Genomic DNA, 11,959 nt, shown 5'->3' with positions numbered 1-11,959 from the left:
GGTTACATTCCGAACCCGGAAGCTAAGCCTCACAGCGCCGATGGTACTGCAGGGGGGACCCTGTGGGAGAGTAGGACGCCGCCGAACAAATTTTGGGAAAACCCCCGCACTTCGGTGCGGGGGTTTTCTGCGTTCTGGAGCCTTTTCGCGTCCCCGGAAGGACGGCAGCATTAAAGCCGCTCAGAGCCGACCCGCCGCTTTCAGAGCGAGATAAGCGTCCGCCAGCGCCGGCGCCAGTTCCTCCGGGGTCGCATCCACCACCGTCACGCCATGACGACGAAGCTGTTCCGCCGTACGCCGACGCTCGCTCTGCGCCTGAGCGGCAGCCGCCGCCTCGTACACCGCCTCCACGGTGCCCCTGGCCTGCGCCATGCCGGCGATGTGCGGGTCGGCTACCGAGGCGACCAGAACGGTGTGACGTTGGGTGAGCTGGGGGAGTACAGGCAGCAGACCCTGTTCGACCGGTGCCGCGTCCAGCGTCGTGAGGAGCACGATGAGGGAACGGCGGGGTGCGGTTCGCAGCGCGGTCGCGGTGAGGCCACGGGCGTCGGTCTCGACGAGTTCCGGCTCCAGCGAGGCCATCGCGTTGACGACGGAAGGCAGCACGTCGCCTGCCGAACGGCCTTGGACCAGGGCGCGTACCCGGCGGTCGTAGGCGAGCAAGGCGACGCGGTCGCCGGCGCGGGAGGCGAGGGCCGCGAGCAGAAGGGCCGCGTCCATGGAGGCGTCCAGGCGTGGGGCGTCGCCCACCCGGCCGGCCGAGGTACGGCCCGTGTCCAGGACCAGGAGGATGTGCCGGTCGCGTTCGGGGCGCCAGGTGCGGACAGCGACGGCGGACTGCCGGGCCGTGGCTCGCCAGTCGATCGAGCGGGTGTCGTCTCCGGGGACGTACTCGCGCAGGCTGTCGAACTCCGTTCCCTCGCCACGGGTCAGGACGCTGGTGCGGCCGTCGAGTTCACGCAATCGGGCGAGTTTCGACGGCAGGTGCTTGCGGCTGGTGAACGGGGGCAGGACTCGTACCGCCCAGGGCACCCTGTGGGCGCCCTGGCGGGAGAACAGGCCGAGGGGGCCGTAGGAGCGGATCGTGACGCGGTCGGCCTCGCGGTCGCCGCGGCGGGTGGGGCGCAGCCGGGTCGTCAGGCGCCGGCGTTCGCCCGGCGGCACGGTCAGCCGGTGCCGGGAGGCCTCGACCTCGGTGCCCGGCTGCCAGCTGCTCGGAGGCCAGGCGTCCCGTACCTGGGCCCGCAGAGGGCGGCTGGACGGGTTGGTGATCGTGAGCGTGACGTCGGCCGTGTCGCCGAGGCGGGTGGAGGTGTCGCCGGAGCGGTTCAGCAGGAGACGCCGCACCGGTGCGGCCAGGGCGTAGTCGCAGGCGCAGGCTAGGGCCAGGGGGCCGTTGACCGCGAGGATGCCCGTCCAGCCCGGTTCCAGGATGCCGACGGGGATCGAGCCGAGGGCCGCCAGCAGGGCGGCGCGTCCGGTGAGTGCCATCAGCGGGGGACCGGGACGTGGGCGAGGATGGCGTTGATGACCGAGTCCGCGGTCACGCCCTCCATCTCGGCCTCGGGGCGCAGCTGGATGCGGTGGCGCAGGGTGGGCAGGGCGAGGGCCTTCACATCGTCGGGGATGACGTAGTCGCGGCCGGTCAGCCAGGCCCATGCTCGGGAGGTGGCGAGCAGGGCGGTGGCGCCGCGCGGGGAGACGCCCAGGGTGAGGGAGGGCGACTCGCGGGTGGCGCGGCAGATGTCCACGACGTAGGCGGTGATCTCGGGGGACACGGTCGTCTTGGCGACCGCGGCGCGGGCCGCCGCCAGATCGGCGGGACCGGCCACCGGGCGTACGCCGGCGGCGCGCAGGTCGCGCGGGTTGAAGCCGGAGGCGTGCCGGGTGAGGACGTCGATCTCGTCCTGGCGGGACGGCAGAGGGATCGTCAGTTTCAGGAGGAACCGGTCGAGTTGGGCCTCGGGGAGGGGATAGGTGCCCTCGTACTCGACCGGGTTCTGGGTCGCGGCGACCAGGAACGGCTCGGGAAGCGGGCGCGGGGTGCCGTCGACCGTGACCTGGCGTTCCTCCATGGCCTCCAGGAGGGACGACTGGGTCTTGGGCGGGGTGCGGTTGATCTCGTCCGCGAGGAGGAGGTTGGTGAAGACCGGCCCGGGCTGGAAGGAGAACTCGGCGGTGCGGGCGTCGTAGACGAGGGAGCCGGTGACGTCGCTCGGCATCAGGTCCGGGGTGAACTGCACGCGCTTGGTGTCGAGTTCCAGTGCGGACGCGAGGGTGCGGACGAGCAACGTTTTGGCGACCCCGGGGACTCCTTCTAGTAGAACGTGTCCGCGGCAGAGGAGGGCGACGACGAGGCCGGTCACGGCGGGGTCCTGGCCGACCACGGCTTTGGCGATCTCGGCGCGCAGGGCTTCCAGGGAGGCGCGTGCGGTGCCCGCGTCTCCGCTCTGCCCGGCGTTGTCAGTGGTCGGGTCCATCATGAACGGCGTACCTCTCTTTCGAGGGCGTCGAGTTGGTCGGTGAGTGCGATGAGGGCCGCGTCGTCGCCGGGCGGCGGTCCGAAGAGGAGGGAGTGCAGGGTCTGTCCGTCGCCGGAGAGGTGAGCGGACAGGGCGGGGAGCAGGGCCTCGGGCGCGTGCGCCTGGGCCGCGGGGACGCCCACGAGGGGGGCGAGGCGGGCGCGGGTGGCGGCCCGCAGAGCGGCGGCGGCGCGGTCGCGGGCGTCGGCCTTGCGGTAGAGCCGGGCGCGGCCTTCGGCGGTCTCCGAGGCGCGGATCGCGACGGGGAGTTTCTCGGGCACGAGCGGGCCGAAACGGCGGGCCCGCCAGAGGGCCGCGAGGGCCGCCGCGATGAAGAGCTGCAGGGTGGCCCAGAGCCATCCCGAGGGGAGCAGGTCGAGGAAGTTCTTCCGCTCGCCGCCTTCCGTGGTGGCGGCGTCGGACAGCGAGGGGAGGTACCAGACCAGATGGGGGCGGGAGCCGAGGAGTTGGAGGGCGAGCGAGGCGTTGCCCTGCTCGTCGAGGCGGTCGTTGTAGAGGATGTCGGGCGCGCCGAGCACGACGGTGTCGCCGCCTCCGGAGGCCGCGGGGATGCGCAGCAGGGTGGCGAGTCGTTCGCTGGGGTAGCAGGAGTCGGCGTCGAGGTGGGTGGTGGTGTAGCGGAGGCCGCCGGTGTCGGCGGTGCCTGCGCGCCGGGCTTCGGGCAGGGCGCAGTCCGGGGCGAGCGTGTCCTCGCCGCTGGTGGCGGGGTCCGCGGCGACCCCGGGGGCGAGCCGTTCGACGGACCAGCTGCCGGCCGCGACCAGGACGGTCCGGCCGCCGGAGGGTGCCGTGGCCGCGTGCAGTTCGGTCTGCTGACGGTGGGTCAAGCGGTCGGGCACGGCGACCAGCAGGGTGGTGTCCGGGCCGGCGGCGGCGCGGGCGGCGCCGAGCGAGGTGACCACGCGGGTGGAGACGCCCCGCTCGGCGAGGAGTTGGGCGACGGCGCGGCTGCCGTAGGGGTCGGCGAAGCGCGGGTCGAGTTCCCCGTGCCGGGTGGTGGAGCGTACGGCGGCCATGGCGACGGCGGCGGCGAGGAGCACGACGACGGCGAGTGCGATGCCGCGTGCGCGGGTCCACACCCGGCGGCCGGTCGGCGCGGTGGAGGTGGTCGTCGGGGGTGCCTCGGTGGTCACTCGGCTGCCCCCTGGCGGGCGCTGTGGGCCGTGCTGGTGGTGCTGGCGTGGCTGTGGGCGAGGGCCGGTTTGGTGCGTTCGAGGTCGCGGTCCAGTTCGGCGAGTCGGTGGTACGACTGTTCGCCGGCCCTGCGGCCGCCGTATGTGACGTCGTCGAACTCGCGGGCGGCGGCGCGCAGCCGGTCCGAGTGCGCGGGGAGGACGCGGCCGGCCTCGGCGGCCGCTTCGTCGGCGGTGCGGCCGGGGCGTACGTCGAGCAGGGCGCGTTCCTCCAGGGAGCGGACGAGGGCCCGCATGCGCTCCTGGACGGCCTGGTTCCAGTGGCCCTGGGCTGCGTGTGCCTCGCTGGCGGCGCGGTGCTCGGCGGCGCTGCGGGGGCGCTCGTCGAACAGGACGGCGGCGGAGACGGGTCGGCGGCGGGGGGTGCCCAGGCGCCACCACAGGGCGGCCAGGACGGCGACGACGAAGAGGATCACGACGAGCAGGCCGACCGTGCCGCCGGGGGTGGCCGAGGCGGCCGCGCCGAACAGCCGGTCCACCCAGTCCCAGAACGCGTTCAGGGCCCGCTGGAGCAGGCTGGGGTCGTTCTCGTGGTACATCCGTTTGGACAGCTCGCGCCGGGCCGCCTCGCGGGCGGGATCACGCGGGATGGTCACCGGGGGCTCGTCTCCCGAGCCGCCGGCCGCGAGCACGGCCCGTTCCGACACGTGCAGCAGCTGCCGTACGAGCGAGGCGGCGGCGCCCGATGGGGCCGCCGCCGTGAACACTGCCCCCGTGAGGCTCACCGCATCAGCTCCCGGGGACGGGGCCGGGGGCGCCGGGGCCGTAGCCCTGGACACCGGCGGCGCGGGCCAGTTCGAGGTCGAGGGCCTCGCGGCGGATGCGCAGGTCGATGTACAGGAGCACGGTGACGCCGGCGCTGATCGGAAGGGTGAGCGTGGTGCCGATCAGGGAGCCGATCCCCCGGATGATCAGGAACGCCCAGCCGACGCGTTCGCCGCTGGTGCCGAGGAAGTTGTCCATGCCGTCGCCGCTCACGGCGGCTCCGATGAGGGCGAACGGGATGGTGACGATCGCCGAGACGATGTTGGCGATGAGCCAGGCGAGCAGCTGGATGCCGAGGACGCGCCACCAGGAGCCGCGCACGAGCTTGGCGGAGCGACTCATGGACTTGGTGATGCTCTGGCGCTCCAGCATCAGGGCGGGGGCGGCCAGGTAGTAGCGGATGGCCAGCCACACCGCGACGGCGACGCCGCCGAGGATGCCGAGGGCGAACAGCGCGGCTCCGCCGGCGTCGCTGCCGCCGGCGACCAGGACGAGGAAGCCGGGCAGGGCGCCGGCGACGGTCACACCGACGGTGATCAGGCCGAGCAGGACGAGCAGCCCGGCCAGCTTCGGGATCTGCGGGCGGGCCTCGCGCCAGGCTTCGCCGGTGCTGACCGGCTTGCCGAGAACCGCGCGGCTGGTGATGGTCGTGAGCAGGGCGGTGGCGACGATGACGGCGGCTGCGGAGATCACCGTGATGATGCCGGTGCCGAGCATGGACCCGCGCAGGGCGCGGTAGACGTCGTCGGGTGTGGCGGTCCGGCTGTCGAGCTGCGTGCCGGCGAGGGCGTCGTTGAGCAGGAAGCCCTGCACGAGGACGAGGCAGGTGTCCGTGACCGCGGCGACGGCCAGTGCGATGCCGAGGACCGTGCGCCAGTAGGTGCGCATGGTGGACACGGCACCGTCGAGGATCTCGCCGACGCCGAGCGGGCGCAGCGGGATGACACCGGGCTTGGCCGCGGGCGGGGGACCGCCCCAGCCGCCGCCCCAGGCGGGGTAGCCGCCGGGGGTGCCGTAACCGCCGTGGCCGGGTGGCGGGCCGCCGTATCCGCCGCCGTAGCCGCCGGGGCCGGGGCCGCCGGGCTGCTGGCCGCCCCAGCCCGGGCCGGGCGGTGGGGGCGGCGGGGCCTGGTGGGGGCCGGGGGCACCGGTGGGGGCCGACCACTGGCCGGGTGGCGGCTGCTCCTTGGACCACTTCCCGCCTGGGCTCTGCGCGTCCGGGCCCGGCTGGGGTGCGGGCCCGCTGGGGCCGGGGTGGTCGGCGGGCTCGGCGGGGCCGGACGCACCGGGTTCCCGACCCTCGGACGACGGGGCGGATCCGGGCGATGCCCAGCCCGGAGTGTCTGTCATCGAAGCTCCTTCTCGATGCCCGTCCGCGGACGCGGCGGCAGGTTGGCAGCCATCGTGCCATGGGCTGGTCACCGGGGGATCGGCCGCGGTCGGGGCTGGACTCCTTCAATTGTCCGCCGGATCCGGGGCAGACTGACGGCATGGCTGATCAGCAGGAGCGAACCAGCGGGGACAGGCGGCCGACCGAGATACCTGCGATCCGATGGGAGGAACCACCAGAAGGTCCCGTACTGGTCCTTCTCGATCAGACGAGGCTCCCGGCCGAAGAGGTCGAGCTGGTGTGCACGGACGCGGCGGCGCTGGTGGAGGCGATCCGTTCGCTCGCCGTGCGCGGGGCGCCGCTGCTGGGGATCGCGGGGGCGTACGGCGTCGCGCTCGCCGCCGCGCGCGGCTTCGACGTGGCCGAGGCGGCCCGGGCGCTCGAGGGAGCCCGGCCCACCGCGGTGAACCTGTCCGTCGGGGTGCGCCGGGCCGAGGCCGCGCACCGGGCGGCGCTGGCCGATACCGGCGACCCCACCGCGGCCGCCGTGGCGGCGCTGGCCGCGGCGCGGGCACTGCACCAGGAGGACGCCGAGGCCAGTGCCCGGATGGCGGCCCATGGTCTGGCGCTGCTGGACGAGCTGCTGCCCGGCGGCGGGCACCGGATCCTGACCCACTGCAACACCGGCTCGCTGGTGTCGGGCGGTGAGGGCACGGCCTTCGCGGTGGCCCTGGCGGCGCACCGGGCGGGGCGGCTGCGGCGGCTGTGGGTGGACGAGACGCGTCCGCTGCTGCAGGGCGCTCGCCTGACGGCGTACGAAGCGGCCCGCAGCGACATGGCGTACACGCTGCTCACGGACAACGCGGCGGGTTCGCTGTTCGCGGCGGGCGAGGTGGACGCGGTGCTGATCGGTGCGGACCGGATCGCCGCCGACGGCTCGGTGGCGAACAAGGTGGGGAGCTATCCGCTCGCGGTACTCGCCCGGTACCACCATGTGCCGTTCATCGTGGTGGCGCCGGTGACGACGGTCGACCTGGACACGCCCGACGGGGCGGCCATCGAGGTCGAGCAGCGCCCCGGCTTCGAGGTGACCGAGGTCGCGGCGCCGCAGGTGCCGGTGACGGGTGCCGGGGGCGGGGTTCCGGTGGCTCCGCTGGGGACACAGGCGTACAACCCGGCGTTCGACGTGACGCCTCCCGAGCTGGTGACGGCGGTCGTCACCGAGGAGGGCGCCGTCTCCCCCGTGACGGCCGAGGCCCTCGCGGAGATGTGTGCCAGGTCCACGGCCGGGGCGCCGCCTACGGCGCGGTGAGAGCCGCAGCGAGAGGGACGTCGACGGACAGGGGCAGACAGTGACGGCCCCGTACGACTATCGTCACCGGCCAGTGACCTCGCTCACCAGCGCCTCTGTCACTGTTACGAGAATGGGATGATGTCGTTTATGAAGGGACGAGTCCTTGTCGTCGACGACGACACAGCACTGGCCGAGATGCTCGGGATCGTGCTGCGTGGTGAAGGTTTTGAGCCGTCTTTCGTAGCCGACGGCGACAAGGCGCTGGCCGCTTTCCGTGAGACCAAGCCCGACTTGGTGCTGCTCGACCTGATGCTGCCCGGACGGGACGGCATCGAGGTCTGCCGGCTGATCCGGGCGGAGTCCGGGGTGCCGATCGTGATGCTCACGGCCAAGAGCGACACCGTCGACGTCGTCGTGGGTCTGGAGTCGGGCGCCGACGACTACATCGTCAAGCCGTTCAAGCCGAAGGAGCTGGTGGCCCGGATCCGGGCGCGCCTGCGCAGGTCGGAGGAGCCGGCGCCGGAGCAGCTCACCATCGGTGACCTGGTCATCGATGTGGCCGGGCACTCGGTGAAGCGGGACGGGCAGTCGATAGCGCTGACGCCGCTGGAGTTCGACCTGCTGGTCGCGCTCGCACGCAAGCCGTGGCAGGTGTTCACCCGCGAGGTGCTGCTCGAGCAGGTGTGGGGCTACCGGCACGCGGCCGACACGCGGCTCGTCAACGTGCACGTCCAGCGGCTGCGCTCCAAGGTCGAGAAGGACCCGGAGCGGCCGGAGATCGTGGTGACCGTCCGTGGTGTCGGTTACAAGGCCGGACCGAGCTGACATGTCCGGGGACAGTGCCGCTTCGGCCCCCGGCGGTTCCGGGGCCCGTCCGGAGCGGCCTGTCGGCCGGCCGGCGGCGGGTGCGCGCCTGCGGGCCCTGTTCCACGGCGGGCTGCTGAACGGCGGGGTCCAGGGCAGTCCGGTGCTGCGGCTGTTCCTGCGCTGGGTGCGCCGTCCGCTGCTGCCGGTGATGCGGCTGTGGCGGCGCAACATCCAGCTCAGGGTCGTCGCCACCACCCTGCTGATGTCGCTGGGTGTCGTCCTGCTGCTGGGCTTCGTCGTGATCGGGCAGGTGCGCAACGGCCTGCTGGACGCGAAGGTGAAGGCGTCGCAGAGCCAGGCCACGGGCGGGTTCTCGGTGGCCAAGCAGAAGGCCGACGAGGCGGCCGCCGGCACCGGTGCGGCCACCGGTGACGGGACGTCGACCGCGGACGGACGGCAGTCGGAGACCGTCATCCCGTGGATGAGCGATCTCGTGGAGTCGCTGTCCAGCGGTGGCGCGGGCGCCTTCGAGGTGGTGACGCTGCCCGTGGGCGACGACAGCGGCGGCGGACGCAGTCCGCGCGGCTCCGGGAACGTCAACCCGACCTCCAGCGTGCCCGCGGCCCTGCGCGAGCGGGTCAACAGCGGTACGACGGCCGTCCAGAGCAACACGCGGATCGTGTACGACGGCGGCAAGGAATCGCAGCCGGGCCTCGCCATCGGCAAGCAGGTCAACGACCCCAACGGCCGCCCGTACGAGCTGTACTTCCTCTTCCCGCTCACGCAGGAGGAGAAGTCCCTGAGCCTGGTCAAGGGCACCCTCGCCACGGCCGGGCTGTTCGTCGTGGTCCTGCTCGGCGCCATCGCCTGGCTGGTGGTGCGGCAGGTCGTCACGCCGGTGCGGATGGCGGCCGGGATCGCGGAGCGGCTGTCCGCCGGGCGGCTGCAGGAGCGGATGAAGGTCACCGGCGAGGACGACATCGCCCGTCTCGGCGAGGCCTTCAACAAGATGGCGCAGAACCTGCAGGTCAAGATCCAGCAGTTGGAGGACCTGTCGCGGATGCAGCGGCGGTTCGTCTCCGACGTCTCCCACGAGCTGCGTACTCCGCTGACCACCGTCCGCATGGCCGCCGACGTCATCCACGAGGCGCGTGAGGACTTCGACCCGGTGACCTCGCGGTCGGCCGAGCTGCTCGCCGACCAGCTGGACCGGTTCGAGTCGCTGCTCGCGGACCTGCTGGAGATCAGCCGTTTCGACGCCGGCGCGGCGGCGCTGGAGGCTGAGCCGATCGACCTCAGGGAGGTCGTCCGGCGAGTGGTGAGCGGTGCCGAACCGCTCGCCGAGCGCAAGGGCACGCACATACGGGTGGTCGGCGACCAGCAGCCCGTCGTCGCCGAGGCGGACGCCCGGCGCGTGGAGCGCGTCCTGCGCAACCTGGTCGTGAACGCCGTCGAGCACGGCGAGGGCAAGGACGTCGTGGTCAAGCTCGCCGCGGCGGGCGGGGCCGTGGCCGTCGCGGTGCGGGACTACGGCGTCGGGCTGAAGCCCGGCGAGGCGACCCGCGTCTTCAGCCGTTTCTGGCGGGCCGACCCGGCACGCGCGCGTACCACCGGCGGCACCGGCCTCGGGCTGTCCATCGCCCTGGAGGACGCGCGGCTGCACGGCGGCTGGCTGCAGGCCTGGGGCGAGCCGGGCGGCGGCTCCCAGTTCCGGCTGACGCTGCCGAGGACCGCGGACGAGCCGCTGCGGGGCTCGCCGATACCGCTGGAGCCCAAGGACTCCCGCCGCAACCGCGGCCTGGCCGACGCCGGCACGGCCCGCGGGGGCGAGGAGAAGCGGGCGACCGTCCCGGTGCAGCACGCCGGTGCGCAGGCGCCCGCGCTGCCGCCGAGGACGCCGATCGCGCCGCGACTGTCCTCCGCGACCCCCGCCGCCGACCCGACCGCCCTGCCGGGCAACGGCAACGGCGCGCGCGTGGTGCCCCGGCCCGGCGGCGGCGCCGCCCGGCGTCCGGGTGACGGGCCCGCCGCGCGTCCGGCGCCGGAGGCGGGCGGGGACCGGCCGGACACGGCCACGCCGAAGGATTCGACCGAGCCAGGGGAGGCTTTTCGTGGCCGCTGACCGCATGGGGGGCGCACGGCGGCGGGCGGCGCGCGCGGTGGCGTACGCCGCCTTGGGTGTCGTACTGCTGGCCGGTTGTGCCTCGATGCCCGACAGCGGCGACCTGCGGGACGTGGAGTCCACGCCGCGGCAGGACACCGGCGTGCGCGTGTTCGCCATGCCGCCGGCCGACGGCGCCGGTCCAGGCGAGATCATGCAGGGCTTCCTGGAGGCCCTGACCAGCGACGACCCGGGGTACGACACGGCGCGCAAGTACCTGACGGCCGACGCGGCGGGCAAGTGGCGGCCGGAGCGGTCGACCACCGTCCTCGCGAACGGGCCGACCATCGAGACCGACTGCCGCCCGGGCGGCCGGGAGGAGGCTGGCAGCGTCACCTGCGTGCTGGCCGGCACCCGGGTCGCCACGGTCGACGACCAGCAGGCCTACCAGCCAGCGGACGGCTCCTACCGCAAGAAGCTGCACCTCACGAAGAACCCCAAGAGCGGGCAGTGGCGCATCGACGGGCTGCCCGACGGCGTCGTCATGGGCAAGTCGGACTTCCAGCGGAACTACACGTCCGTCGACAAGTACTACTTCGCCTCCAACACGGCGGTCGGGGCGAGCGGACAGCCGGTGGCGGTCGCCGACCCGGTGTTCGTGCGCAGCAAGGTCGACCCGATGACCCAGATGGTCCGCTCGCTGCTGAACGGGCCCACCGCCTGGCTCAGGCCGGTGGTCAGGTCCAGCTTCCCCACCGGTACGACGCTGCAGAAGGGCGAGTCCGGGCTGGCACCGGACGACCAGAACAGGCTGACGGTGCCGCTGAACCTCAAGCCGTCGCAGGTCGCCTCGAGCAAGTGCACCGAGATGGCGACGCAGGTGATGTTCACCCTGCGGAACCTGGCGCCGACGCTGGAGTCCGTCGAACTGCGCGGCACCGGCGGCGACCGGCTGTGCGAACTGACCGAGGAGCGCGCCGAGTCGGCCGCCTGGCACGGTTCGACCAAGCGCCCCGAGTACCTGTACTTCCTCGACGGCAAGCACCGGGCGGTACGGATGCAGGCCGGGAGCACCGGCACCGGGTCCGTTCCGGTGCCCGGTCCGCTGGGCGAGGGCGGCAAGGGGCTGCAGTCGCTCGCGGTGTCGCGGGACGAGCACGCCGCGGCCGGGGTCGGCGACGAGGGCAGGTCGCTGTACGTGACGTCGCTGGCGTCGGGCGGTTCGCTCGGCGAGCCGCCGGTGACCAGTGACGGTCCGACCCCCGCCGAGCGGCTGACCACGCCGAGCTGGGACGCGCGCGGCGATCTGTGGGTGGCCGACCGTGACCCGCACCGGCCGGGGCTGTTCGTGCTGGAGCAGGGCGTCACCAAGTCGGAACAGGTGGCCCTGCCCGATCTGCCCGGCCGGATCGAGGACGTCCGGGTGGCCGCGGACGGGGCGCGGATCGCGCTGGTCGTGGCGAAGGACGGCAAGCAGTCCCTGTTCATCGGCCGGATCCAGCGTGAGGACGGGACCGGGCAGGGCATCTCGGTCGACGGACTGCGGTCAGCGGCGCCGGACCTGGAGCAGGTCAGCGCCATCTCCTGGGCCGGGGACAGCAGGCTGCTCGTCGTCGGGCAGGAGCAGGGCGGCGTGCAGCAGATGCGGTACGTCCAGGTCGACGGCTCCACGCTCGACGGTCCGGCGCCGGGCGCGCTCACCAGCGTCAAGGCGATCGCCGCGTCCGAGGACGAGCGGGTGCCGCTGGTGGCCTACTCGGAGGACGGCATCGTACGGCTGCCGTCCGGGGCCCAGTGGCAGAAGGTCGACAAGGACGGGACCGCGCCGGTCTATCCGGGCTGACCGCCGGATCCGTGGGGCCGGCAGCCGTGCTCCCGCCGTAGCCGTGGGGCGGTGCCCCGAGTTGTCCACAGGGCGTTGTCCAC

Annotated in this window: 9 protein-coding genes and 1 rRNA gene; 5 read left to right on the top strand and 5 right to left on the bottom strand. The window is 73.5% G+C overall.

The window, feature by feature from the left end; genetic code table 11:
* Positions 1-87 (top strand): 5S ribosomal RNA (rrf, locus tag ABZ923_RS08645); the annotation flags it as partial.
* A 93-nt stretch (positions 88-180) separates the two neighbouring features.
* Here the strand turns inward: rrf and ABZ923_RS08640 are convergent.
* The 5 genes from ABZ923_RS08640 to ABZ923_RS08620 all read right to left on the bottom strand — a co-directional run bounded on the left by ABZ923_RS08640 (position 181) and on the right by ABZ923_RS08620 (position 5,851).
* The gene (locus tag ABZ923_RS08640; protein WP_361468504.1) at positions 181-1,491 is read right to left on the bottom strand and encodes a DUF58 domain-containing protein; all 1,311 of its coding nucleotides are present in this window, start codon (positions 1,489-1,491) and stop codon (positions 181-183) included.
* Positions 1,491-2,480, bottom strand: a complete 990-nt coding sequence (locus ABZ923_RS08635) for a MoxR family ATPase (protein WP_361468501.1) — start codon at positions 2,478-2,480, stop codon at positions 1,491-1,493. The genes ABZ923_RS08640 and ABZ923_RS08635 overlap by 1 nt, the downstream gene beginning before the upstream one ends.
* On the bottom strand, positions 2,480-3,676 hold the full coding sequence (locus ABZ923_RS08630) for a DUF4350 domain-containing protein (protein WP_361468498.1): 1,197 nt from the start codon (positions 3,674-3,676) through the stop codon (positions 2,480-2,482). Before ABZ923_RS08630 ends, ABZ923_RS08635 begins: the two co-directional genes overlap by 1 nt.
* Positions 3,673-4,392 (bottom strand): DUF4129 domain-containing protein, encoded by a 720-nt coding sequence (locus tag ABZ923_RS08625; RefSeq protein WP_361468527.1) that lies wholly within the window; start codon positions 4,390-4,392, stop codon positions 3,673-3,675. Before ABZ923_RS08625 ends, ABZ923_RS08630 begins: the two co-directional genes overlap by 4 nt.
* A gap of 73 nt (positions 4,393-4,465) precedes the next feature.
* Positions 4,466-5,851 (bottom strand): glycerophosphoryl diester phosphodiesterase membrane domain-containing protein, encoded by a 1,386-nt coding sequence (locus ABZ923_RS08620; RefSeq protein ID WP_361468497.1) that lies wholly within the window; start codon positions 5,849-5,851, stop codon positions 4,466-4,468.
* Positions 5,852-5,991: 140 nt separating this feature from the next.
* Here ABZ923_RS08620 and mtnA point away from each other — a divergent pair, with 140 nt between their 5' ends.
* The 4 genes from mtnA to ABZ923_RS08600 all read left to right on the top strand — a co-directional run bounded on the left by mtnA (position 5,992) and on the right by ABZ923_RS08600 (position 11,876).
* A complete protein-coding gene (gene mtnA / locus ABZ923_RS08615; RefSeq protein WP_361468495.1) occupies positions 5,992-7,143 on the top strand; it encodes an S-methyl-5-thioribose-1-phosphate isomerase in 1,152 nt (383 codons plus the stop codon).
* A gap of 117 nt (positions 7,144-7,260) precedes the next feature.
* Positions 7,261-7,950, top strand: a complete 690-nt coding sequence (gene mtrA, locus ABZ923_RS08610; protein WP_191870552.1) for a two-component system response regulator MtrA — start codon at positions 7,261-7,263, stop codon at positions 7,948-7,950.
* Position 7,951: 1 nt separating this feature from the next.
* The gene (gene mtrB, locus ABZ923_RS08605) at positions 7,952-10,054 is read left to right on the top strand and encodes an MtrAB system histidine kinase MtrB (protein ID WP_361468493.1); all 2,103 of its coding nucleotides are present in this window, start codon (positions 7,952-7,954) and stop codon (positions 10,052-10,054) included.
* Positions 10,044-11,876 carry an LpqB family beta-propeller domain-containing protein gene (locus ABZ923_RS08600; protein WP_361468490.1) on the top strand — a complete coding sequence of 611 codons (1,833 nt, stop codon included), beginning with the start codon at positions 10,044-10,046 and terminating at the stop codon, positions 11,874-11,876. Before mtrB ends, ABZ923_RS08600 begins: the two co-directional genes overlap by 11 nt.
* Positions 11,877-11,959 lie beyond the last annotated feature (83 nt).

The organism is Streptomyces sp. NPDC046881 (genome assembly GCF_040645015.1).
GTDB lineage: Bacteria > Actinomycetota > Actinomycetes > Streptomycetales > Streptomycetaceae > Streptomyces.
This window is presented reverse-complemented; position numbering and strand designations above follow the sequence as displayed.

Excerpts from the sequence above, each read along its gene's own strand:
- ABZ923_RS08640 (WP_361468504.1), bottom strand. The coding sequence starts at position 1,491 with ATGGCACTCACCGGACGCGCCGCCCTGCTGGCGGCCCTCGGCTCGATC.
- ABZ923_RS08620 (WP_361468497.1), bottom strand. The coding sequence starts at position 5,851 with ATGACAGACACTCCGGGCTGGGCATCGCCCGGATCCGCCCCGTCGTCC.
- ABZ923_RS08635 (WP_361468501.1), bottom strand. The coding sequence starts at position 2,480 with ATGGACCCGACCACTGACAACGCCGGGCAGAGCGGAGACGCGGGCACC.
- mtnA (WP_361468495.1), top strand. The coding sequence starts at position 5,992 with ATGGCTGATCAGCAGGAGCGAACCAGCGGGGACAGGCGGCCGACCGAG.
- mtrB (WP_361468493.1), top strand. The coding sequence starts at position 7,952 with ATGTCCGGGGACAGTGCCGCTTCGGCCCCCGGCGGTTCCGGGGCCCGT.
- mtrA (WP_191870552.1), top strand. The coding sequence starts at position 7,261 with ATGATGTCGTTTATGAAGGGACGAGTCCTTGTCGTCGACGACGACACA.